This window comes from Ferrimonas sediminicola (genome assembly GCF_005116715.1).
GTDB classification, from domain to species: domain Bacteria; phylum Pseudomonadota; class Gammaproteobacteria; order Enterobacterales; family Shewanellaceae; genus Ferrimonas; species Ferrimonas sediminicola.
In genome coordinates this window covers 308158-330262 of sequence record NZ_SWCI01000004.1, presented here as the reverse complement: position 1 = coordinate 330262, position 22105 = coordinate 308158, and the positions used below count along the sequence as shown (strand labels likewise).

The 22105-nt window shown below is 61.4% G+C and carries 20 protein-coding genes and 6 tRNA genes; 4 read left to right on the top strand and 22 right to left on the bottom strand.

Features of this window, described 5'->3' with window-relative positions:
- Positions 1-3: 3 nt before the first annotated feature.
- The 5 genes from rsfS to leuS are packed head-to-tail and all read right to left on the bottom strand — an operon-like array spanning position 4 to position 5117.
- Positions 4-339 carry a ribosome silencing factor gene (gene rsfS / locus FCL40_RS09190; RefSeq protein WP_136852987.1) on the bottom strand — a complete coding sequence of 112 codons (336 nt, stop codon included), beginning with the start codon at positions 337-339 and terminating at the stop codon, positions 4-6.
- Between the two features lie 35 nt (positions 340-374).
- The gene (nadD, locus tag FCL40_RS09185; protein WP_136852986.1) at positions 375-1028 is read right to left on the bottom strand and encodes a nicotinate-nucleotide adenylyltransferase; all 654 of its coding nucleotides are present in this window, start codon (positions 1026-1028) and stop codon (positions 375-377) included.
- Positions 1019-2038 (bottom strand): DNA polymerase III subunit delta, encoded by a 1020-nt coding sequence (gene holA / locus FCL40_RS09180; RefSeq protein WP_136852984.1) that lies wholly within the window; start codon positions 2036-2038, stop codon positions 1019-1021. The genes nadD and holA overlap by 10 nt, the downstream gene beginning before the upstream one ends.
- Positions 2039-2485, bottom strand: a complete 447-nt coding sequence (locus FCL40_RS09175) for an LPS-assembly lipoprotein LptE (RefSeq protein WP_136853018.1) — start codon at positions 2483-2485, stop codon at positions 2039-2041.
- A 52-nt stretch (positions 2486-2537) separates the two neighbouring features.
- Positions 2538-5117, bottom strand: a complete 2580-nt coding sequence (leuS, locus tag FCL40_RS09170; protein ID WP_136852982.1) for a leucine--tRNA ligase — start codon at positions 5115-5117, stop codon at positions 2538-2540.
- A 301-nt stretch (positions 5118-5418) separates the two neighbouring features.
- Here leuS and FCL40_RS09165 point away from each other — a divergent pair, with 301 nt between their 5' ends.
- Positions 5419-5922, top strand: a complete 504-nt coding sequence (locus FCL40_RS09165; protein ID WP_169307057.1) for a zinc ribbon-containing protein — start codon at positions 5419-5421, stop codon at positions 5920-5922.
- Here FCL40_RS09165 and lnt read toward each other — a convergent pair.
- The 6 genes from lnt to FCL40_RS09135 form a co-directional block, all read right to left on the bottom strand.
- Positions 5846-7411, bottom strand: coding sequence for an apolipoprotein N-acyltransferase (lnt, locus tag FCL40_RS09160; protein WP_136852977.1), 1566 nt, complete (start codon positions 7409-7411; stop codon positions 5846-5848). The genes FCL40_RS09165 and lnt overlap by 77 nt on opposite strands.
- The gene (corC, locus tag FCL40_RS09155; RefSeq protein ID WP_136852976.1) at positions 7411-8301 is read right to left on the bottom strand and encodes a CNNM family magnesium/cobalt transport protein CorC; all 891 of its coding nucleotides are present in this window, start codon (positions 8299-8301) and stop codon (positions 7411-7413) included. Before corC ends, lnt begins: the two co-directional genes overlap by 1 nt.
- A gap of 32 nt (positions 8302-8333) precedes the next feature.
- Positions 8334-8789: an rRNA maturation RNase YbeY gene (ybeY, locus tag FCL40_RS09150; protein ID WP_136852974.1), complete on the bottom strand. Its 456-nt coding sequence runs from the start codon at positions 8787-8789 to the stop codon at positions 8334-8336.
- Positions 8773-9828 (bottom strand): PhoH family protein, encoded by a 1056-nt coding sequence (locus FCL40_RS09145; RefSeq protein ID WP_136852972.1) that lies wholly within the window; start codon positions 9826-9828, stop codon positions 8773-8775. Before FCL40_RS09145 ends, ybeY begins: the two co-directional genes overlap by 17 nt.
- Positions 9829-9840: 12 nt before the next feature.
- A complete protein-coding gene (gene miaB, locus FCL40_RS09140; RefSeq protein ID WP_136852970.1) occupies positions 9841-11271 on the bottom strand; it encodes a tRNA (N6-isopentenyl adenosine(37)-C2)-methylthiotransferase MiaB in 1431 nt (476 codons plus the stop codon).
- 93 nt (positions 11272-11364) lie between these two features.
- On the bottom strand, positions 11365-11655 hold the full coding sequence (locus tag FCL40_RS09135) for a hypothetical protein (RefSeq protein WP_169307056.1): 291 nt from the start codon (positions 11653-11655) through the stop codon (positions 11365-11367).
- A gap of 180 nt (positions 11656-11835) precedes the next feature.
- Here FCL40_RS09135 and FCL40_RS09130 point away from each other — a divergent pair, with 180 nt between their 5' ends.
- The 3 genes from FCL40_RS09130 (at position 11836) to FCL40_RS09120 (ending at position 15525) form a co-directional block, all read left to right on the top strand.
- On the top strand, positions 11836-13002 hold the full coding sequence (locus FCL40_RS09130; RefSeq protein ID WP_136852966.1) for an FAD-dependent monooxygenase: 1167 nt from the start codon (positions 11836-11838) through the stop codon (positions 13000-13002).
- A 2-nt stretch (positions 13003-13004) separates the two neighbouring features.
- Positions 13005-15065, top strand: coding sequence for an FUSC family protein (locus FCL40_RS09125; RefSeq protein ID WP_136852964.1), 2061 nt, complete (start codon positions 13005-13007; stop codon positions 15063-15065).
- 112 nt (positions 15066-15177) lie between these two features.
- Entirely contained in the window at positions 15178-15525 is a 348-nt protein-coding gene (locus FCL40_RS09120) for a hypothetical protein (RefSeq protein ID WP_136852962.1), read from the top strand.
- Between the two features lie 6 nt (positions 15526-15531).
- Here the strand turns inward: FCL40_RS09120 and FCL40_RS09115 are convergent.
- The 11 genes from FCL40_RS09115 to FCL40_RS09065 all read right to left on the bottom strand — a co-directional run bounded on the left by FCL40_RS09115 (position 15532) and on the right by FCL40_RS09065 (position 22049).
- A tRNA-Gln gene (locus FCL40_RS09115) sits at positions 15532-15606 on the bottom strand.
- Positions 15607-15725: 119 nt separating this feature from the next.
- Positions 15726-15800 (bottom strand) — tRNA-Gln (locus FCL40_RS09110).
- Positions 15801-15811: 11 nt separating this feature from the next.
- Positions 15812-15896: transfer RNA gene (locus FCL40_RS09105), tRNA-Leu, on the bottom strand.
- A 33-nt stretch (positions 15897-15929) separates the two neighbouring features.
- Positions 15930-16006, bottom strand: a tRNA-Met gene (locus FCL40_RS09100).
- A gap of 8 nt (positions 16007-16014) precedes the next feature.
- Positions 16015-16089: transfer RNA gene (locus FCL40_RS09095), tRNA-Gln, on the bottom strand.
- Between the two features lie 141 nt (positions 16090-16230).
- Positions 16231-16307 (bottom strand) — tRNA-Met (locus tag FCL40_RS09090).
- Between the two features lie 252 nt (positions 16308-16559).
- Positions 16560-17651: a redox-regulated ATPase YchF gene (ychF, locus tag FCL40_RS09085; protein ID WP_136852960.1), complete on the bottom strand. Its 1092-nt coding sequence runs from the start codon at positions 17649-17651 to the stop codon at positions 16560-16562.
- A gap of 24 nt (positions 17652-17675) precedes the next feature.
- Positions 17676-18272 carry an aminoacyl-tRNA hydrolase gene (pth, locus tag FCL40_RS09080; RefSeq protein WP_136852958.1) on the bottom strand — a complete coding sequence of 199 codons (597 nt, stop codon included), beginning with the start codon at positions 18270-18272 and terminating at the stop codon, positions 17676-17678.
- The gene (locus tag FCL40_RS09075) at positions 18265-18891 is read right to left on the bottom strand and encodes a 50S ribosomal protein L25/general stress protein Ctc (RefSeq protein ID WP_136852956.1); all 627 of its coding nucleotides are present in this window, start codon (positions 18889-18891) and stop codon (positions 18265-18267) included. Before FCL40_RS09075 ends, pth begins: the two co-directional genes overlap by 8 nt.
- A gap of 170 nt (positions 18892-19061) precedes the next feature.
- Positions 19062-20807 (bottom strand): bifunctional UDP-sugar hydrolase/5'-nucleotidase UshA, encoded by a 1746-nt coding sequence (gene ushA, locus FCL40_RS09070; protein WP_324614071.1) that lies wholly within the window; start codon positions 20805-20807, stop codon positions 19062-19064.
- 294 nt (positions 20808-21101) lie between these two features.
- Positions 21102-22049 carry a ribose-phosphate pyrophosphokinase gene (locus tag FCL40_RS09065; protein ID WP_136852954.1) on the bottom strand — a complete coding sequence of 316 codons (948 nt, stop codon included), beginning with the start codon at positions 22047-22049 and terminating at the stop codon, positions 21102-21104.
- Positions 22050-22105: the final 56 nt, after the last annotated feature.

Here is a 22105-nt window from a genome sequence, read left to right as displayed (position 1 = left end):
CGGTTACTTCTTCTCTGGGTGGGCTGACCAGAGCTTTTCCAACTGATAGAAATCACGGGTTTGCTCCTGCATGGAGTGCAGGATCACATCGCCCAGGTCAACCAGGACCCATTCACCGGATTCCTTGCCTTCGATGCCCAGCGGCGCCTGGTCGATGCGTTTGGCTTCCAGGGCGACGTTCTCGGCGATGGCGCGTACGTGGGTCTTGGAGGTACCGCTGCACACCACCATGAATTCGGCGACGGTGGACTTGTCACTGATATCCAGCACCACCAGATCACGACACTTCAGCTCTTCAGCTTTCTCTACTACAAAGTCTTTCAGTTCTACGGGGGTCACTGCCGGCTCCCAAGGTTAATCTACAAAGCGGATCATTATACCCTGCCGTTGGGGGCGACTCCATGGCCATAGAGCCCATGGGCGGCGATATAGTCGGCAACGGCGGGGGGCAGGTGGTCTCGGGGCAACTGCCCCTGGGCCAGGGCGGTGCGGATGGCTGTGGAGGAGAGGCCGACGGGCTCCAGATCTGTCAGCAGAATCTGACCCCGGCGATGCCGTCTTAGCGCCCTGGCATCGGTGGTGACGGCCGCATTGAAGTCACCCAGATCCGGCGCGGGTACGCCATGGCGGCGGCAGACCACCAGGTTGGCCAGCTCCAGAATCCGCTGTGGCAGGTACCACCGGTCGAAGCTGGCCAGGGAGTCCATGCCGATGATAAAGCAGATCGACTCATCGGGGTGCTCTTGGCGCAGTTGCTCCAGGGTGTCGACGGTGTAGGAGGGCTGGTGGCGCCGCAGCTCGCGGTCATCCACGCTCAGCTGGGGGTAGGGGGCGCAGGCCTGTCGCACCATGGCCAGGCGCTGTTCGCCGTCGGCATGGGCACCGGGCTTGTGGGGGGGCAGACGGTTGGGCAGTAGCCTCAGTTCCTCCAGCCCCAGTCGCCGCTGCAGCTCCAAGGCCATCTGCAGGTGGCCGTTGTGGATGGGGTCGAAGGTACCGCCCAGCAGCCCCAGCAGTCTCAGAGGCATGATGGAAACTCCGGGTAGCGTTGGGCAAAGCCCAGACACACTTCACTCAATTCGGTCCAGGGGGCTTCGGACTCCCCCTTGATGCTCTGCTCCAGCGCCCCGCATCGTCCCAGCAAGGCGGTGATGCGTGCCAGTGGCAGCCTTTGCAGACAGCCCCGGTAGAGGGGTTGGCGCTTGGGCCAGATCTTCAGTCTTTTGAACAGGGCGGCCTGGTTCTCCCCCCGGCTCAGCCCCTGCTGCAGTTCCAGCAGCAGTTGCAGCTCGCGGATCAGCGCCCAGTTGATCAGTACCGGGGCGGTTTCCTCCAGCTTGAGCTGTCCCAGCACCGTCAACGCCTTGTCGCACTGCCCAAGCAGCAGCAGGTCAGTGAGCTGATAGACGCTGTATCTGGACTGGTTGGAGAGCAGCCGGGCCAGGGCTTCGGCACCGATGCTGCGGTTGCCGGCCAACAGCGCCAGCTGGGCCATCGCCTGGTCGGCGGCCAACAGGTTGCCCTCGAACATCTCGCCAAACTGCATTAGTGCGTCGGGCTGCAGATTGACCCCATGATGGCGCAGTCGTCCCTGAAGCCAGCGATGGTAGTGGGGGCCTTCGGGGGTCAGGGCCTGGACATAGAGGCCGGCTGTTTCCAGGGTCTTGAACCATTTGCTGTTGGTTTGCTCCTTGCCCAGCTTGGGACCATGGAGCAGCAGCAGGGTGTCCTGAAGCTGGGGCGCCAGTTCGGTGAGCACTGCGCTGCCATCGGCACCGGGCTTGCCGTTGGGCAGCTCCAGTTCGATGATGCGCCGGTTGGCGAACAGGGAGAGGGAGTGGCACTCCTGGGCCAGCTCCTGCCAGTTGAAGGGGGACTCCTGCACCAGGGAGAGGCGTTCGCCGAACCCCTGCTCCCGGGCGGCGGTCCGGATCTGGTCCCTGGCTTCCTCCCGCAGCAGCGGGTCGTCGCCAAACACCATGACGATGGCAGGCAGCCGGGCCAGGTGCTGACCCAACTGGCTGACAAAGATGCGCATCTATTGAACCTTGATGCTGGAGAGGGTGCGGATGATGCGATCGGCGGCTTCCGCGCGCATCTCCCTGAGCAGCAGGTCCAGCTCCCGATTCTTGGCCAGGGCGGTACGGGGATCGTCCAGATAGTCGCGGCGGATCTCCACATCGAAGCTCTGCGACGGCTTGCCCTGGAAGCCGACGGCGAACTTGACCGAGTAGATCAGCTCATACTCCGCCACTTGGCCGGAGGGAAACAGGGAGAGGGTGGAGCGCTCCAGGTTGTCGTCCCCCAGCCACAGCCGGGGGGCGCTGTCGCCCGTCACCATCTCGATGTCTGACAGGCGCAGACGCTCACTCACCAGGCGGTGCAGCTCACCATACTCATCAGAGCTTTCCAGGCGGAGAGTCTGCAGCTGTTCGGGGATCAGGTAGTCCCCCTTGAGATGAAAGCCGCAACCGGCACTGACCATGAGGGTCAGTGCCAGCAGGGCGGTCAGAGCGTGTCTCAGCACCCGGATCTCCTTAGTTGGCCACGATATTGAGCAGCTTGCCCGGCACGTAGATCACCTTGCGCAGGGTCTTGCCATCGGTGAACTTGCTGACGTTCTCCTCGCCCAGGGCCAGCTGTTGCACCTGCTCCTGGGTGGCATCGGCGGCCACGGTGATGCGGGAGCGAACCTTGCCGTTCACCTGCACCACGATCAGTTTCTCCTCCTCGACCATGGCGTCTCTGTCCGCCTCTGGCCACTGTTGGGTGTCGATGTCACCCTCCATGCCCAGGGCGTTCCACAGGTGGAAGCAGATGTGCGGGGTGATGGGGGCCAGCATCTTGACCACCGCCTCCAGCGCTTCCTGCATCAGGGCGCGATCCTGATCGGACTCCCTGGGAGCCTTGGTCAGCTTGTTCATCAGCTCCATCACCGCGGCGATGGCGGTGTTGAAGGTCTGACGTCGGCCAATGTCGTCACCCACCTTGGCGATGGTCTTGTGCAGGTCGCGGCGTAGGGCTTTCTGGTCGCCGCTCAGCGCGCTCAGATCCAGGGCCGGGGCACTGCCCAGGCTCAGGTGTTCGAAGGCCAGTTTCCACAGGCGCCTGAGGAAGCGGTTGGCGCCCTCAACGCCGGACTCCTGCCACTCCAGGGTCATCTCCGGTGGTGCGGCAAACATCATGAACAGACGCACGGTGTCGGCACCGTACTTGTCCACCATCTCCTGCGGGTCGATGCCGTTATTCTTGGACTTGGACATCTTGGTCATGCCGGAGTGCACCAGCTCACGGCCTTCGCCGTCGGTGGCCTTGACGATGGCGCCCTTGCCGTCACGCTCCAGGGTCACCTCGGTGGGGGCCACCCACACGCGCTGGCCGTTGTCGCCGGTGTAGTAGAAGGCGTCACACAGCACCATGCCCTGGCACAGCAGGCGCTTGGCGGGTTCATCGGAACTGACCAGGCCGGCGTCGCGCAGCAGCTTGTGGAAGAAGCGGAAGTAGAGCAGGTGCATGTTGGCGTGCTCGATACCACCGATGTACTGGTCAACCGGCAGCCAGTAGTTGGCCTTGGCCGGGTCCAGCATGGCGTCGTCGGTGCCGACGCTGGTGTAGCGGGCGTAGTACCAGGAGGACTCCATGAAGGTGTCGAAGGTGTCGGTTTCGCGGGTAGCCTTCTGACCATTGATGGTGGTCTCGGCCCAGCTCTTGTCGGCCTTGATGGGGCTGGTCACCCCGTCCATCACCACGTCCTCGGGCAGGATCACCGGCAGGTCTGCGGCGGGAACCGGCACGGTCTCGCCATTCTCCAGGGTGGCCATGGGGATGGGGGCACCCCAGTAGCGCTGACGGGAGACGCCCCAGTCGCGCAGGCGGAAGTTGGTGGTCTTGTGGCCTTTGTTCAGTTCGCCCAGCTTGGCGGCGATGGCGTTCAGGGCACCGTCGAAGTCCAGGCCGTCGAACTCGCCGGAGTTGAACAGGACCCCCTTGTCGGTGTAGGCCTGCTCGCTGATGTCCAGCTCGCCGTCGACAGGCTTGATCACAGGTTTGATCTCCAGGCCGTACTTGGAGGCGAACTCATAGTCGCGCTGATCATGGGCGGGGACCGCCATCACGGCACCGGTGCCGTAGTCCATCAGCACGAAGTTGGCGACAAACACCGGCACCTTGGCGCCGTTCAGGGGGTGGATGGCGTACAGGCCGGTGGCCATCCCCTTCTTCTCCATGGTGGCCAGCTCCGCTTCGGCGACCTTGGTGTTCTTGCACTCGTCGATGAAGGCGGCCAGCTCCGGGTTGTTCTCGGCGGCGGTGGCGGCCAGGGGGTGGCCGGCGGCGATACCCACATAGGTGACGCCCATTACGGTGTCGGGGCGGGTGGTGTAGATGGTAAAGCTCTCATCCATGCCATCCACATCGAAGGTCATCTCCACCCCTTCGGAGCGGCCGATCCAGTTACGCTGCATGGTCTTGACCATCTCCGGCCAGCCGTCCAGCTGATCCATGTCAGCAAGCAGCTGATCGGCGTAGTCGGTGATCTTGACGAACCATTGGGGGATCTCCTTCTGGATCACCGGGGTGTCACAGCGCCAGCAACAGCCGTCCACCACCTGCTCGTTGGCCAGAACGGTCTGGTCGTTGTCACACCAGTTCACCGAGCTGGTTTTCTTGTAGATCAGCCCTTTGTTGTAGAGCTCGGTGAAGAACCACTGCTCCCAGCGGTAGTAGTCGGGCTTGCAGGTGGCCAGCTCCCGGTTCCAGTCATAGCCGAAGCCCAGCATCTTCAGCTGGCCCTTCATGTAATCGATGTTCTCGTAGGTCCAGGGCGCCGGCGCCGCCTTGTTTTTCACCGCGGCGTTCTCCGCCGGCAGGCCGAAGGCGTCCCAGCCGATGGGCTGCAGCACGTTCTTACCCTGCATGCGCTGGTAGCGGGAGATCACGTCCCCGATGGTGTAGTTGCGCACGTGACCCATGTGCAGGCGGCCACTGGGGTAGGGGAACATGGACAGGCAGTAGAACTTCTCTTTGTCCTGCTGCTCTGTGGCGGTGAAGGTTTGCTGCTCTTCCCAGTGGCGCTGCACATTGGGTTCGATATCGCTGGGGTTGTATTGCTCTTGCATCGACACGATAGGATCCACGACTGATATTTTGATTTCGAGCCAACAATGGCCCATAAAAAGATCTGCATAGAATAACTCAGCGGGCGGCTAATACCAATGATGGGGTGAGTCCAATTTTCCCGCATATCCGCGGGCTACACTGTAGCGGGGGCGGGGTGTCACTCCGCCGCAACGGCCCGGTCACTCTGCCTGGTGACCGGGGGATGTCGGTGGGACGGAGAATGTGTTATACCAAAGATATCAACAAATTGTGCTGGCTAATCGGCCAGTGTTGTCTGACCCAGCTGCAATGGAGACGGCCATGGCGGAAGAGAAAAATCGGTTGATCGAACGTTACGAGGCGCTGCTCAGGGAGATGGAGCGACGCTATCAGGAGGACCCGGATCTGACCCTGGGTCAGCTGAGCCAGGTGCTGGCGGACAGCAGTGCCTACCTGCAGCTGAAAGGGAGCCTCTCCCAGGGGGAGCTGGAGATGGTGGAGCAGTTTCTGCGCCGGGACCTGGGGGAGTTTGTCCTCCATGCCGCCGACGAGGTGGAGCAACCCTCCAGCCTGTTTACCCTGGGGTTGGAAAACACCCTATGGCAGTGGCTGGTGGAGGTGACCGACAAGAGTCAGCTGGAGTGGCATGAACTGGGTGAAGATCTGCGTCACCAGGGCACCTATGAGGCCGGAGAGGTGGTGGGCCTGGGGGTGCTGGTGTGCGACAACTGTGGCCATGAGATGACCTTCAATCGGCCCGATCTTCTGCCGGCCTGTCCTGAGTGTGATCACCGCTTCTTCTCGAGGAAGATGCTGGCGCCCTGATCAGGGCCGCCGCCAGCGACAGCGCCGCCAGTAACCAGGCGCTCAGCTGGCCGTAGCGATGGAACAGCGTGGTGCCCTGAACCAGGGCCACCTCGCCGGCCAGGACCCCCTCCTCAAACTGGGGCAGCTGCGCCTGCATCCTGCCCCGTTCATCGACGATGGCGGTCACCCCGTTGTTGGTGACCCGCAGCAGGGGTTTGCCCAGCTCCATGGCCCGCATCCGGGCGATTTCCATGTGTTGCAGCGGTCCGGTAGAGTGACCGAACCAGGCGTCATTGGACACCGTCAGCAGCAGGTCGGTATCGGCGGTGATGTTGGCCCGCAGTTGTTCGGGGAAGGCGATCTCGTAGCAGATCGCCGGGGCCAGCTCCACGTCGCCGGCCTTTAGGTTGGGTTGAACCCGCTCTCCCCGGCTGAAGGAGGACATGGGCAGGTTGAACAGGGGGGCCAGCGGGCGCAGAAGTGACTCCAGGGGAACGAATTCGCCGATGGGCAGCAGGTGGCTCTTGTGGTAGCGGTTGGCGTCGTCGGGCTGATGACGCCGGGGGCCGTCGTCATCGCCGAGGACCAGCAGCGAGTTGAAAAACTCCCGGGTCTGGCTGTCGGCACTGATGATGCCGGTGATCACATGGGTGCCGCGGAACCCGGCGGCGTGGTCGAAGCTGTTGAGGAAGTCATCCACCATCATCTCCGGGGCCGGGACCGCCGCCTCTGGCCATACCACCAGGTCGGCGTCCATGTGGGGGCGGCTGAGATCCTGGTACTTTAGCAGGGTTGGCCACAACTGCTCAGGTTGCCACTTCAGGCTCTGGGGGATGTTGCCCTGCACCAGGGCCACCGACAGGGTGTCACCGCTGCGCTCGGTGCTGTTGAGGGCGGGCAGGGCAGTCAGGGCCAGCAGTGAGGCGGCCGGTGCCAGCAACCATAACCAGCGCCGACGCAGTAGCATGAGTGCCGCGCCGGCCATCAGGGCGAGCAGCCAGCCCAGCCCCAGAGCCCCCAGGGAGCTGGCCAGGGGGGCCAGGGGGCCGTCAACCTGACTGTAGCCCAGCCACAGCCAAGGGAAGCCGGTCAGCAGTTTGCCCCTGAGCCACTCGCTGACCAGCCACAGGGCGGAGAAGGCCAGCACCCGCCGGCCGTTGTCCCCGGGCCAGAAGCGCCCCAGCAGCCCCAGGGCCAGGGCGGGGAACAGGGCCAGATAGCTGGCCAGCAGGGCCATCAGCAGCAGGGAGACCGGCAGCGGCAGGCCGCCGAAGTTGTCGATACTGACGTGAACCCAGGCGATGCCGTGGGCAAACAGGCCGAAGCCGTAGCTCCAGCCCAGCAGGGCGCTGCGTCGGGGAGACTGCCCCTCACTGAGCCACAGCAGGCCCATCAGGGCAGGCAGCAGTAGCAGGCTGAGTTGGTAGGGGGCGAAGGCAAAGGGGGAGACGGCGCCGCAGAGCAGCGCCGCAAGCAGGCGGAGTGTGGGGGTAAGCCGTTGGGACATCAGGCGGCGGACTCATCCTCGGTACGGAAGTTCTGCTTCTCCAGGTTGCGCACCTGCAGTTGCAGCAGCCGCCGGGTATCGGCGTTGACCACCTTGAACTCGAAGCCGGCCAGCTCCACTTTTTCGCCGCGCATGGGCAGATGGTTGAAGGCGTGGCTGACAATGCCGCCGATGGTGTCAAACTCCTCATCGGAGAACTGGCAGCCGAAGTGCTCGTTGAACTCCTCCACCGGTGTCAGGGCGGCCACGGACCAAACCTGCTTGCCCACTTTGCGGATGTTTTCGGACTGATCTTCGTCGGTGTCGAACTCGTCGCCGATGTCACCGACGATCTCCTCGAGGATGTCCTCGATGGTGACCAGGCCGGAGACGCCGCCGTACTCGTCGACCACGATGGCCATGTGATAACGCTTTTGACGAAACTCCTTGAGCAGCACGTCGACGCGCTTGCTCTCGGGGACCACCACCGCCGGGCGCATCACCGACTCCAGCTCCACTTCGGGGGCCTCACCGCTGAAGCCGTAGGGCAGCAGATCCTTGGCCAGCAGGATCCCTTCGATGTGATCCTTGTCCTTGTCGACCACAGGGAAGCGGGAGTGACCGGATTCGATGATGGTGGACAGGTAGGCGTCCAGATTCTGGTTCTTCTCGATGGTGATGATCTGGGAGCGTGGAATCATCACGTCCCGGACGCGCAGGTCGGACACCTCCAGCACCCCTTTGATCATCTCTTTGGTGTCCTGGTCAATCAGATCCCGCTCTTCGGCATCCTGGATCACATCGACCAGCTCTTTGCGGTTTTTCGGCTCACCGCCAAACAGCTGAGTAAAACGTTCAAACCAGCTCTTCTTAGGAGAGCCCTGGCTCGACGGAGGGTTGTCTTCGTTCATAACTTCTCGTCGCTAAAACAGCAATAACAGGCTTAACGCTCCGCATAGGGATCGTCGATGCCCAACCCCTGCAGGATGCGCGCTTCCAGAGCTTCCATCCGCTCCGCTTCCTCATCCTCCAGATGATCATAACCTACCAGATGGAGGCAACCGTGTACAACCATGTGGGCCCAGTGGTCCTTGGCAGATTTTTGTTGTTCTTTTGCCTCATTTTCAACAACTTCTGCGCATATCACCAGATCGCCGATCAGGTCGGTGGGGATCATCGGCGGTGCCTCGAAGGGGAAGGAGAGGACATTGGTGGGTTTATCCTTGCCCCGGTAGTCGCGGTTGAGCTCCTGGCTCTCTTCGGCGCTGACGATGCGGATGCTCAGTTCGGCGATCTCCCGCTCCTCGGCCAGGGCGGCCTCGGCCCACCCCTGGAACTGGGCTTCCGAGGGCAGCTCAAAGCCCTCGACCACCGGCTGCAGATCAAGAATCAGTTCCATCCTCTTTGGCCTCCTCCTGTTTGCGGGCCTTTTCGCGCTCCACCTTCAGCTTCTGCTGCTCCTGGTCATGCTTCTCGTAGGCATCAACGATGCGGGCCACCACGGGGTGACGCACCACGTCGCCGCTCTGGAAGAAGTTGAAGTTGATGGACTCCACGTCCCTGAGCACTTCGATGGCGTGGCGCAGGCCGGAGCGGACGTTGCGGGGCAGATCCACCTGGGTGATGTCACCGGTGATCACCGCCCGGCTGTTGAAGCCGATCCGGGTCAGGAACATCTTCATCTGCTCGGTGGTGGTGTTCTGGCTCTCATCCAGGATGACGAAGGCGTCGTTGAGGGTACGGCCGCGCATGTAGGCCAGGGGGGCCACCTCGATGACGTTGCGCTCGATCAGCCGCTCTACCCGCTCGAAGCCAAGCATCTCAAACAGGGCGTCGTAGAGGGGGCGCAGATAGGGGTCCACCTTCTGGGAGAGGTCACCGGGCAGGAACCCCAGCTTCTCCCCCGCTTCCACCGCAGGGCGGGTCAGCAGGATGCGCCGCACCTCCTGGCGCTCCAGGGCATCCACCGCTGCCGCCACCGCCAGGTAGGTCTTGCCGGTCCCGGCGGGGCCGACACCGAAGGTGATGTCGTGGGTGATGATGTTGCGGATGTACTGCGCCTGGTTGGGGTTGCGGGGCTTGAGTATGCCGCGCTTGGTCTTGAAGAACACCTCTTTGCCCAGGGCACTCTCATCCTGTTCCGCCTCCAGGGCGACAAACTCCTGGATGGCCAGGTGCACCTGGTCGGGCTCCAAGTCCGGCATGGTGCCTCGGACCGGGGCGGTCTGGACATAGAGATCCTTGAGGATGCCGATGGCTCCGTGGACAAACTGCAGCTGGCCCACCACCTGGAAGTGGTTGTTGCGATAGCTGATCTCGACACCGAGGCGACGTTCCAGTTGCTTCAGGTTGTCGTCGAAGGGCCCGCACAGGGCGGCGAGCCGGCTGTTCTCAGCCGGCTCAAGGTACACGTCGTGTGTGACTAGTTTGTTGGTCAAGCCGGTCTCCGGTTACGGCTGAAAAGTGGCAACGCCCAGATCGTCTGGTTCGCCGGCGGGGCGCTTGGCTAGAATCTCAGAGGGCCGCAGCTGACGGCGCAGATCCATCTGATCTTCGGTTCTAACCACTATACCACGTAATGAGTTGGGCATAACCTCGGTGATCTCCACGTCCACGAAGCTGCCGATCATCTCCGGCACACCCTCGAAGTTGACGGTGCGGTTGTTCTCGGTCTTGCCTCTGAGCTCCATGACGTTCTTCTTGGAGGTACCCTCAACCAGGATGCGCTGGACGCTGCCCAGCATGCGGCGGCTGTACTGCATCGCCTGCTGGTTGACCCTCTCCTGCAGGATGTACAGGCGCTGCTTCTTGGTCTCGTCGGACACGTCATCGGGCAGATCCGCCGCCGGTGTGCCGGGACGGGGGCTGTAGATGAAGGAGAAACTCTGGTCGAAGTTCACTTCCTGGATCAGCTTCATGGTCTGCTCGAAGTCGTCGTCGGTCTCATTGGGGAAGCCAACGATGAAGTCGGAGCTGATGTGGATCTCCGGGCGCACCTTGCGCAGGCGCCGGATGATGGATTTGAACTCCAGGGCGGTGTGGTTGCGCTTCATCTGGGTCAGGATGCGGTCGGAGCCGCTCTGCACCGGCAGGTGCAGGAAGTCCACCAGCTCGGGCACATCGGCGTAGGCGTCGATGATCTCCTGGGTGAACTCCACCGGGTGGCTGGTGGTGTAGCGCAGTCGGTCGATGCCGTCGATGGCAGCCACATAACGCAGCAGATCCGCGAAGCTGCAGATCTCGCCGTCGTGGGTTGCGCCGCGGTAGGCGTTGACGTTCTGGCCCAGCAGGTTGATCTCTCGGACCCCCTGGTCCGCCAGCTGGGCGATCTCGTAGAGGACATCGTCGAGGGGACGGCTTACCTCTTCGCCGCGGGTGTAGGGCACCACGCAGAAGCTGCAGTACTTGTTGCAGCCCTCCATGATGGAGACAAAGGCGGTGGCACCTTCGGCCCGGGGCTCCGGCAGGCGATCGAACTTCTCGATCTCAGGGAAGGAGACATCCACCACGCCCGCCTCACCCTGCTGGATGCGGGTGATCATCTCGGGCAGACGGTGCAGGGTCTGGGGCCCAAAGACTATGTCCACGAAGGGGGCGCGATCGCGAATGGCGTCACCCTCCTGGGAAGCCACACAGCCGCCGACACCGATGACCAGGCTGGGGTTGGCCTCCTTCAGCGGTTTCCAGCGACCCAGCTGATGGAACACCTTCTCCTGCGCTTTCTCACGGATGGAACAGGTGTTCAACAAAAGCACGTCGGCTTCGGCCGCGTCCTCGGTCAGGGAGTAATTGCCAAAGGATTCGAGCAGACCCGCCATCTTGTCGGAGTCATACTCATTCATCTGGCAACCCCAGGTTTTAATGTGCAGTTTTTTGCTCATCAAACTGTGCCGCTCGTATTACCTAATGAAAAAATAGCGGGCTATTCTAAACCCGAAAATCCCATCTGGCTAGTTGCTGCACAGTGTTAAGCCTCAGCGGGGGCTGGAGGCCTGGGGACCGGCGGTTCCACGAACCGCAGCGGAGCGCTGACTATCTGGTTCATCTGATTGGGCAAACTGTTCACTGATTTCAAGACCACTGGTCAGCAGCGCCTGGCGGGATTGCGCCAGGATGTCGTCTTTCAGCTGCTCCTCCATCTGGTACTGAGCCTCCGCCACTATCGGCAGTGGGGCGTACACCTCCATGGTGTAATCGGCTCTTGGGGCCGCGCTCAGCAGCAGTGGAGACAGGGTTAACATCAATACCGTCGTTGGGGCCTTCATAACTCACCTCACTGGTCCGTAGTGGCATCCGCAGGCTAAGTGTAGGAGCTGTCACCATGGGGCCAGGCAAGGGTTGTAAATGAGTGTGTGCAATGGCCGGGAATCACATACTCGGTTACAGCCGGTAAGAATTGGTCATGATATGATGGCCCCATCTTCTTGAGAGCCCGGAAGGATGGGATGGAGCAGAGCGATATTTTGATTGCCGGCGGTGGCATGGTGGGCGCGGCCAGCGCCCTGGCACTGGCGGACCTTGGCCTGGAGGTCACCCTGTTCGAGGCTCAGGAGCCCAAGCTATTCGACAGTGAGCAGCCGATGGACCTCAGGGTCAGCGCCATCAGCCAAGCCTCCGAACGGCTGCTGGAGAACCTGGGAGGCTGGACTGGGGTGGCGAGCATGCGCAGCGCCCCCTACCGAACCCTGGAGACTTGGGAGTGGCAGGGGGCCCGTATCTGCTTTGATGCCGGGGAACTGGGGCTGTCCCACCTGGGCCACATCGTTGAGAATCGAATTCTGCAACTGTCGTTGTGGCAGGCGGTGCGGCGTCACAGCCGTGTTCGGCTGATGACCGGCATCCGTCCCGAGCGGTTCTGGCAGGATGATCAGGGCGCCTGGCTGGAGGCGGACGGCCGCTTCTACCGGGGGCAACTGCTGCTCGGCTGTGACGGGGCCCAATCCCAGGTGCGTCGGCAGGCGGGGATCGGCGTCAGCGGCTGGAACTATCGTCAGCACTGCCTGGCCATCAATATCCGTACCGAACGGCCTCAGCAGGATGGCACCTGGCAGGAGTTTACTCCCACAGGACCAAGGGCGCTGCTGCCCCTGGCCGGTCCGCATGCCTCACTGGTGTGGTATGACGCGCCTGAGACCATCGCCAGGCTGAAGCGGCTGCCGATCGGCGAGCTTAAGCGGGCGATCCTCTCCGCCTTCCCCGATCGCCTGGGCCAGTTCGAGATTGAACAGCTGGCCAGCTTTCCCCTGACCCGTCAGCATGCTAAAGCTTACTATCAGGGGAGGGTGGTGCTGCTTGGGGACGCCGCCCACACCATCAATCCCCTGGCGGGCCAGGGGGTCAACCTGGGTTTCAAGGATGTGGCCGCGCTTGCCGAGGTGGTTCGCCAAGGGATGGAGCAGGGTGAGCCGATTTACAGCGATGCCGTGTTGAAGCGCTATCAGCGCAGGCGGCATCCAGACAACCTGGCGATGCAAACCGCCATGGACGCCTTCTACCTGATGTTCAGCAATGACCACCTGCCCCTGAAACTGGCGCGCAACCTGGGGCTGACCCTGGCGGAACACTCGGGGCCCATCAAACGCAAGGTGATGCAGTACGCCATGGGCCTGTGACCATGCCGTTCTCTTTCCGGCGCTGGTGGTTCAACGGCCACATCAACCTGGCACTGCGCCTGAGCTCGGCGATGCTGCTGTGGCTGGCGGGGGCCTGGCTGGTGGACCGGTTTCTGCTGGGGCTGCTCTCTCTGCTGGCGTTGCCCTGCGTATTTATCTCCGGTATCGATCAACCCTCACCAGGCTGGGGCAAGCGTCTCGGCTGGTCTATCCCCCTGCTCGGCGGGGTGGCCCTGCTGTTCGGTACCCTGGGGGCCTGGTGGCCACCGGCGCTGATCCCGGCGCTGATGGTCGCCGGTCTTCTGCTGAGTACCCTGACCGCTTTCGGCGAGTTGTCCGGCCGTACCGGATTGGCTGCCCTGGTGATGGCCGCCATGGCCCAGGTGTCGGCGGGGACCATTCCCGCCTGGCAGTTTGCCCTGGGGGTGACCCTGGTCGCGTCCTGGGTGGTGCTCTATTCCGACTGGTGGTTCCGTGCCCAGAGGGAGTATCCGCTGCGGCAGGCCCTGGCGCTGAGCTACCGGCGCCTGGCGGTGATTCTGGCCAGCCGCATACGCTGGCTCGAGGATCCCGCCCTCGGACAGCGTTTTGACCTGCCCCTGGCGGAGCAATTGGCCCTGGTGCGTCGCTATGTGGCGGTGGCCAAGTCTCGGAACAGGCTGACGCCGGAGCTCTACCAGGCGTTTGTGGCGGCGGTGGATCTGCAGGAGAGGTTGCAGGCGATCCCCAACCCGGAGCTGAGCCGGGCACTGTTTGCCCAGCCCGGGGTGCTGCCCGCCTACCGGATGTGGGTGGCGGTGACCAGCCGGCGCCTGCGTCAGGTGGCGGACCACCTGGTGACGGTACGGCCCATCGCCGAGGACGCCCGGCTGGCGGATGTGGAGCAGCAATTGATAACCGCCCTGCTCCCGCTGCAGCGGGGTCGTTTCGGCAGCATCGCTCCCTACTTCGTTTCCAATGCCCGGCGTATCAGCCGATTGGCTCAGCGGGTCGCGCCCCTCTACCGCCGGCCGATGATCGGTCAGGAGCCTGAGTATGACCTCTGGCACAGGTGGCGTCAGCACCTGTCCTGGTCCTCCCCCATCTTCCGGGGAGCGGTGCGCCAGGGGCTGTTGCTGGCCCTGACCATGGGAATCATCCAGTTCTTCGGCCTGGACAAGGGCTACTGGGCACTGCTGTCGGTGCTGCTGGTGGTGCGCGGAGGGATCGTGGATACTCGTCAGAGGGCCTGGCAGAGGATCTGGGGCACGGTCGTGGGGCTGGGGCTGGCCGCCAGCGCACTGTCGCTGGGGCTGAGCGGAAGTTGGGCCCTGGCCCTGGGGTTGGCGCTAGTGCCGCCGACCCTGTCCCTGATTCCGGTGCATCACGGCTACTCCTGCACCCTGGGGACGGTCATCCTGATCATGGTGTTTGAGTACATCGCTGGCCAGGGGATGGCGGTGATGCCGCTTCGCCTGCTGGAGACCATCATCGGCTGTGCCGTGGTGCTGCTGGGTTACCGCTATCTCTGGCCGCAGTGGCAGGGGGGACGCCAGGCCGAGCTGAGGCGAGAGGCGATGGGCAAGCTGAATCAGTACCTGGAGCTGCTGCTGGATGCCTTCGATGGCGAGAAGATCTCCGCCCTCTCCCTGGCCAGGGCGAGACGCTACACCTATGAGCAGGGTGTGGCTCTGACCAGCAGCTTCGAACAGATGCGCCAGGAGCCCAACTACAGCCGTCACCGGGACTCGGCGGAGTTGATCCGTCTGTATAAGGAGACACAGTCACACCTGAATGCCCTGGCGCCTGCAGCCCGCCGGGGCGTCCGGCTGTTGCCTGAGCAGGCGGTGGTGGCCCGACAGGTGCTCTCCGGGGCGGTGAAGGCCCTGCAGCAGCTGCTGCAGGGGCAAGGAGGCGGTCAGTGGCCCAGGGTGCTCGAGCAGCAGCGCCAGAACCTCTATCGCATGGTGGAGGAGGGCAGAGTGGACCGGACCGGCTTTGTGCTCTATCAGTTGAACTTGGTGGCGGAGCGATATCAGCAGATGCTGGCCATCGTCGCCAGGCCCGCCCCGGACAGGCACTGACCACAAGCCCGCTCTAATGCGGGCTTGTCTTTGTATGGCCGGGGGAGCTCGGGTGGGAGATGGCGTTCGAGCCAATGTACCCCTGCTCTGCTTCCAAGGGGGGAAACAAGGGATGACAACAATCCGCATCGGGCTGGCTTTAGTGAAGATGGCTGGGCTGTCGGATTTGAACCTGGGGGTCGATGCCGGGATCAAAAAAGCCAGCACGGAGGCTGGCTTTAGTGAAGATGGCTGGGCTACCAGGATTCGAACCTGGGGGTCGATGCCGGGATCAAAAAAGCCAGCACGGAGGCTGGCTTTAGTGAAGATGGCTGGGCTGTCGGATTTGAACCTGGGGGTCGATGCCGGGATCAAAAAAGCCAGCACGGAGGCTGGCTTTAGTGAAGATGGCTGGGCTGTCGGATTTGAACCTGGGGGGCGATGCCGGGATCAAAAAAGCCAGCACGGAGGCTGGCTTTAGTGAAGATGGCTGGGCTACCAGGATTCGAACCTGGGAATGGCGGGATCAAAACCCGCTGCCTTACCGCTTGGCGATAGCCCAACAAATTGTTAAATGGATGCCGATGCAGCCACTCGAAAGATGGCTGGACTGCCAGGATTCGAACCTGGGCGCTGACGCCGGGATTAAAACCCGTTGTCTTTAACCATCTTATCTTGAAATGGCTGGGCTACCAGGATTCGAACCTGGGAATGGCGGGATCAAAACCCGCTGCCTTACCGCTTGGCGATAGCCCAACTGAATTAAATGGTGCGGGAGGAGAGACTTGAACTCTCACACCTTGCGATACCAGAACCTAAATCTGGCGCGTCTACCAATTCCGCCACTCCCGCACAGGAGTCATGTCGTTGCGGGCAACGAAATAATGGTGGCTATGGCGGGACTTGAACCTGCGACCCCAGCATTATGAGTGCTGTGCTCTAACCAGCTGAGCTACATAGCCACAAAAGATGGCTGGGCTACCAGGATTCGAACCTGGGAATGGCGGGATCAAAACCCGCTGCCTTACCGCTTGGCGATAGCCCAACAGATGAAAACAGACGTTAAGAGCTCGCTCTTGCCATCTCAAAAGGAGATGGTGGCTACGGCGGGACTCGAACTGCGACACGCCAGTATTAACTGAGTGCTGCGCTCTTTCCTGCGCTAAAAACCAACCCTTTAAAAAGATGGTAGCTACGGCGGGACTTGAACCTGCGACCCCAGCATTATGAGTGCTGTGCTCTAACCAGCTGAGCTACGTAGCCATCGTTTTGTTTTCTCTCCCCATCGTGGGAAGCGGGGCGTATTATGCGTAGAACCGCGGATGGGGTCAACCGCTTTTTTCCACGGATTTGGGCCCGCAAGCATCGTTCGACTGCAAAATGAGCGATTCGGTTTTCCCCTGGTCGGGTTGCGAATGCTCCTTGAACAAAGCAGCCAGGTAAGCAGTGGGAAAGTGTAGCCGAGGATGGGGCAGAGAAAAGCAACGCCCCGCGATTGCGGGGCGCTGAACCGGGTCAGACGTTAAACAGGAAGTGGATAACGTCACCATCCTTGACGATGTACTCTTTCCCTTCGGAGCGCTTCTTACCGGCTTCCTTGGCGGCGTTTTCCCCCCCCAGGGAGATGAAGTCGTCGTAGGCGATCACTTCGGCGCGGATGTAGCCGCGCTCGAAATCGGTGTGGATCTTGCCTGCGGCCTGGGGGCCGGTGGCACCGACCGGAATGGTCCAGGCACGGACCTCCTTGACACCGGCAGTGAAGTAGGTCTGCAGGTTCAGCAGTTCGTAGCCGGAGCGGATCACCCGGTTCAGGCCGGGCTCGTCGATGCCCAGGTCGGCCATAAACTCGTCGCGCTCTTCATCCTCCAGTTCGGCGATCTCCGATTCGATCTCGGCGCATACCGGAACCACCACCGCGTTCTCCTGGGCGGCGATCGCCCGTACCTGGTCCAGGTAGGGGTTGTTTTCGAAGCCGTCGTCGTTGACGTTGGCGATGTACATGGTGGGCTTGAGGGTCAGCAGACCCATGTAGTCGATCGCCTTCTTCTCATTGGCATCCAGCTCCACGGAGCGGGCCATGCCGCCCTCTTCCAGAACGGGCTTGATCTTCTCCAGAACGGTGATCTCGAACTTGGCGTCCTTGTCTCCCCCCTTGGCGCGCTTGCCCAGGCGCAGCAGGGCGCGCTCGACGGCATCCAGGTCGGCCAGAGCCAGTTCGGTGTTGATCACCTCGATGTCGGCGGCTGGGTTTACCCCGCCGGCAACGTGGACGATATTGTCATTCTCGAAGCAGCGCACCACGTGACCGATGGCGTCGGTTTCACGGATGTTGGCCAGGAACTTGTTGCCCAGCCCCTCTCCGGTGGAGGCGCCCTTTACCAGGCCGGCGATATCCACGAACTCCATGGTGGTGGGCAGAACCCTCTGGGGGTTGACGATCTTGGCCAGGGCATCCAGTCGGCTGTCCGGCACCGGTACCACGCCGGTGTTCGGCTCGATGGTGCAGAACGGGAAGTTGGCCGCTTCGATACCGGCCTTGGTCAGTGCATTGAAGAGGGTGGACTTGCCAACGTTAGGCAGGCCGACGATACCGCATTTAAAACCCATGGTGAAAAAACCTTTCTGTTGCGCTTAGGCCGGTTCGGCCCGAAAAGTGTGGAGTCGATTCATCGCTTTGGTGATGCCGTCCTGGAGCAGGATATCGATGCAGCGGGACGCTTCGTCCACTGCCTCGTCGATGGCCCGTTGCTCTGCCGCGGGCGCCCTGCCCAGTACGTAACCACTCACTCTGTTTTTGTCGCCCGGATGGCCGATGCCGATACGCAGGCGATAGAACTCTTTGTTGTTGCCCAGCTTGCTGATGGTGTCCTTCAAGCCGTTGTGGCCACCGTGGCCACCGCCCTTCTTCAGCCTGGCAACGCCGGGGGGCAGATCCAACTCATCGTGGACCACCAGAATCTGTTCCACTTCGATGCCGTAGAAGTTGGCCATGGCGGCGATCGCCTTGCCGGATAAGTTCATAAAGGTGGTGGGGATCAACAGGCGCAGATCGCTGCTGCCCTGCTGGATCCGGCCGGTCAGGCCGAAGAACTTGCTCTCCGCTTTCAGGGTGACGCCGTGCATGCGCGCCAGCTCTTCAACCAGCCAGCCACCCGCGTTATGGCGGGTGCGGCTGTATTCCGGGCCCGGGTTGGCCAGGCCCACGATCAACTTGATGGTGCTACTCACTGTCTTGCGGACTCTCGTCTTCAGTGTCGCTCTCCGCTTCGCCGCCTCTCGGAGGCGAAATGGTGATAACGGCCAAATCGAAATCTTCACCTTTGCTCAGGGCGACCGATTCCACTCCGGCTGGGAGGGACAGGTCGCTGAGGTGAAGGGTGTCACCGGTGTCCAGGGTCTGGACATCAACCTCGATGTACTCGGGCAGATCCCTGGGCAGGCACCTAAGCTCCAGTTCGGTCAGATGATGAGTGACCGACCCTCCCGCTTTGACGCCGGCGCTGCTGTCTTCGTTAACGAAATGGATGGGGACCGTGGCGGTGACCGCCGCATCCCCACTGACCCTCATCAGGTCGATGTGGGTCACCTTCGGCTTGAAGGGGTGCCGCTGCATCGCCTTGACGATCACCGGGACCGGCTTCCCATCCAGGTTCAGTTTGATCACCTGACTGAAAAAGGACTCCAATTCTTGAGCCTTGACCAGCTGATCATGGGACAGGGTAATGGCAAGGCTCTCCTCGCCTCCGCCATACAGGATGGCCGGAACCTGCCCCTGCCGGCGTAATCGGCGACTTGCGCCGGTCCCCTGCTCGGTGCGCTTGTGCGCGTCCAGTGTTAACTCTGACATGGTTGCTCTCCTTGAGGATCGGCTGCCGGCGGCAGCCACATTGACTAGATCCTTTAGTCAAAGGCAGCGCAGTTTACCACTTTGATCGAGGTGTTCTCAATTTATCGAATCGGGCAACAAAAAAGGCGGCTCTGGGAGCCGCCTCTGTTTGGGCTGGTTCGCCGTGGCTGTTACTCAGTCACTGGGGCTGCACCACAGCCGCCGGTGTAACCGGTCGGGTTGTTGATGTAGGTCACTTCTCCCTGAGGCTCGTAGTCGGCCCAACTCAGTGGCGAGCTGGTTTCTACGTAGTTTCTCAGGATGTCAGCATCAACCAGACCAGTGTTGATGACGTCGATCACCGGGTAGCCGTCGCCACCGCTGGCGCTGAAGTTCGGAATGGAGAAGCTGTAGTTGCTGTTGGCATCGAAGGTGTTGCCGTTGATCTTGTCAATCTCAACGCTCTTGGCATCGCAGTCCACGGTCATTTCGATGTTGCTGAAGTGGGCATAACCGCCGTTCTTACCCGCGCCTTCGATGGTCGCCAGTGCGGCCAGGTAGGTGGTCAACTCCTCGCCCTTCATGCTTGCCTTGGCCACGACGTTGCCGAAGGGCTGAACGGTCAGGACATGACGGTAGCTGATGTCACCCTCGGCGATGTCTGCGCGAATACCTCCGCCGTTCATGATACCGAAATCGGCGTTGATCTGAGGATGGGTTCGCTGAGCGGAGATCAGCAGTTGGCCAATGGCTGCCTGACGGGCTCGTACTACGTTACGATCGCCGCCGACAAAGGTCTTGTCGGTGGAGCCGATAACCACGTCCAGCTGGGCTTGGCCGGCTTCCTGATAGGGCTTCAGGACCTCTTTCACAAAATGATCCGGCTCAATCTGGTCGGCGATACGAACGATGTTGCCATCGGCATCCTTCTCCGGGTTGTAACCGTCGAACTTGGCCAGGTTGACCGGAACCAACTCGTAGCCGGCAAGGTGCAGCTTGCCACCATAGTATTCGAAGTCGGCCCGGCCCACGTACTTGCCCCACTCGTGGGCCTGCATGATCCAGGTGCCGTTTTGCTGGTCAGGCTTACAATCGCCGCCAGGAGCAAAGTCGGCATCGTAATCACTGCCGTCCGCGTTCATGCAGACGGGGTTCTGGGAGTGACCACCGATAACGGCGGCCAGCTGGCCCTCCTTCATGGCGCGCGCCAGGGCGACATCGCCCGGTGCGTTGGAGGCGTGGTTGCCATTGGAGTAGTGCCCCATATGGGTGGTGGCGAACACCAGGTCGGCACTCTGGTTCTCTTCGATCTCGGCGATCACCTTCTTCAGCTCCTCTTTGGGATCGGTGAAGGTCAGTTCGGAGATGAATTCGGGATTACCGATCTTGACGGTGTCCTCGGTGGTCAGGCCGACAACGGCGATGCGCAGGTCGCCCAGGGTGAACACCTTGTAGGGGGCGAAGTAGCGGGTGCCATCCATCTTGTAGATGTTGGCGGCCAGGAAGGGGAACTCTGCCAGATCGGCCTGCATATCCAGAACGGACAGCGGGTTGTCAAACTCATGGTTGCCCACGGCCATGGCGTCATAGCCAATCAGGTTCATGCCGATAAAGTCGGGTTTGGCGTCCTGCAGGTCAGACTCCGGTACACCGGTGTTGATGTCACCACCGGAGAGCAGCAGGGAGTAGCCGCCGTCGGCTTCCACTTCGGCACGGATCTGGTCCACCAGGGTCTTACGGGCAGCCATGCCGTATTCGCCATAGCTATTTTCCCAGAAGCGACCGTGGTTGTCGTTGGTGTGAAGGATGGTGAACTTGGTGCAGTTGTCGATGCCGCAGACTTCCTGTGTCGGCTTGCTGTCATTGTCGGAGTCGGAGCAGGCGCTCAATGCCGCCAGCAGGGAGACCGCGATCAGGGATTTTTGCAATTTCATCATACTGGATACTCGTTTGATTATTTTATTGGTTTTAAGCCATCTTGGCTGATGGCAAGGTATCACTATTGGAGCAGGAACTCAGGTGATCTGGATCACGCTGGCAAGAATTCAGAAACACTAATGCATCATTACAGCAATGTGACAATCGGTCACCGTCGTGCTTGAACTGAATTACTTGCCGATCATTGTGCGTAATTCTTCAGTTCATACGGTAACTAAATAATTTTTTTGTAGAAATATAAAAAAAGGCGTTCCTGAGGAACGCCTTTTTCCGATCAGAGAAATGTACGCTGATCAGTGCTCGAACATCGCGGAGATGGACTCCTCGTTGCTGACGCGGCGGATCGCCTCGGCCATTACCGAGGACATGGTCAACTGGGTGACTTTGCCGGTGGCACGCATCTGTTCGGTCAGGGGGATGGTGTCGGTGACGATCACCTCATCGATAACCGAGTTGATGATGTTCTGCGGGGCATTGCCGGAGAATACCGGGTGGGTGGCATAGGCGAAGACGCGACGGGCACCACGCTCTTTCAGGGCCTCGGCGGCCTTGCACAGGGTGCCACCGGTATCGATCATGTCATCCACGATGATGCAGTCGCGATCCTGCACATCACCAATGATGTGCATCACCTGGGACACGTTGGCACGGGGACGACGCTTGTCGATGATGGCCAGATCGGTATCGTCCAGCAGCTTGGCAACGGCTCGGGCACGAACCACACCGCCGATGTCGGGGGACACCACTACAGGGTTGTCCAGGGCCTTGGCACGCATATCTTCCAGCAGCACCGGGCTGCCGAACACGTTGTCTACGGGGACATCGAAGAAGCCCTGAATCTGCTCGGCGTGCAGATCACAGGTCAGGACCCGGTCAACACCCACGCTGGAGAGGAAGTCGGCGACGACCTTGGCGGTGATCGGCACACGGGCACTGCGGACACGACGGTCCTGACGGGCATAGCCGAAGTAGGGGATAACGGCGGTGATTCGACCTGCTGAGGCTCGGCGCAGGGCATCAACCATCACCACCAGCTCCATCAGGTTGTCGTTGGTTGGGGCGCAGGTGGACTGGATGATGAAGACATCGGCGCCACGAACATTCTCGTTGATCTGGACGCTGATCTCGCCATCGGAGAAACGACCTACGTCGGCCTCGCCCAGGGAACAGTAGAGACGGTTGGCAATGCGCTGGGCCAGTTCGGGAGTCGCGTTGCCGGCAAAGAGCTTGATGTCGGGCACAGTATTAACCTCAGGCTAGGCTTATTTTGTTTTAGATGAGGAGTCGCCAGGGACTG

Excerpts from the sequence above, each read along its gene's own strand:
- ybeY (WP_136852974.1), bottom strand. The coding sequence starts at position 8,789 with ATGGAACTGATTCTTGATCTGCAGCCGGTGGTCGAGGGCTTTGAGCTG.
- holA (WP_136852984.1), bottom strand. The coding sequence starts at position 2,038 with ATGCGCATCTTTGTCAGCCAGTTGGGTCAGCACCTGGCCCGGCTGCCT.
- ychF (WP_136852960.1), bottom strand. The coding sequence starts at position 17,651 with ATGGGTTTTAAATGCGGTATCGTCGGCCTGCCTAACGTTGGCAAGTCC.
- FCL40_RS09075 (WP_136852956.1), bottom strand. The coding sequence starts at position 18,891 with ATGTCAGAGTTAACACTGGACGCGCACAAGCGCACCGAGCAGGGGACC.
- FCL40_RS09165 (WP_169307057.1), top strand. The coding sequence starts at position 5,419 with ATGGCGGAAGAGAAAAATCGGTTGATCGAACGTTACGAGGCGCTGCTC.
- leuS (WP_136852982.1), bottom strand. The coding sequence starts at position 5,117 with ATGCAAGAGCAATACAACCCCAGCGATATCGAACCCAATGTGCAGCGC.
- FCL40_RS09135 (WP_169307056.1), bottom strand. The coding sequence starts at position 11,655 with ATGAAGGCCCCAACGACGGTATTGATGTTAACCCTGTCTCCACTGCTG.
- nadD (WP_136852986.1), bottom strand. The coding sequence starts at position 1,028 with ATGCCTCTGAGACTGCTGGGGCTGCTGGGCGGTACCTTCGACCCCATC.
- corC (WP_136852976.1), bottom strand. The coding sequence starts at position 8,301 with ATGAACGAAGACAACCCTCCGTCGAGCCAGGGCTCTCCTAAGAAGAGC.
- FCL40_RS09125 (WP_136852964.1), top strand. The coding sequence starts at position 13,005 with ATGCCGTTCTCTTTCCGGCGCTGGTGGTTCAACGGCCACATCAACCTG.
- miaB (WP_136852970.1), bottom strand. The coding sequence starts at position 11,271 with ATGAGCAAAAAACTGCACATTAAAACCTGGGGTTGCCAGATGAATGAG.
- FCL40_RS09120 (WP_136852962.1), top strand. The coding sequence starts at position 15,178 with ATGACAACAATCCGCATCGGGCTGGCTTTAGTGAAGATGGCTGGGCTG.
- ushA (WP_324614071.1), bottom strand. The coding sequence starts at position 20,807 with ATGATGAAATTGCAAAAATCCCTGATCGCGGTCTCCCTGCTGGCGGCA.
- lnt (WP_136852977.1), bottom strand. The coding sequence starts at position 7,411 with ATGTCCCAACGGCTTACCCCCACACTCCGCCTGCTTGCGGCGCTGCTC.
- FCL40_RS09130 (WP_136852966.1), top strand. The coding sequence starts at position 11,836 with ATGGAGCAGAGCGATATTTTGATTGCCGGCGGTGGCATGGTGGGCGCG.
- FCL40_RS09175 (WP_136853018.1), bottom strand. The coding sequence starts at position 2,485 with ATGGTCAGTGCCGGTTGCGGCTTTCATCTCAAGGGGGACTACCTGATC.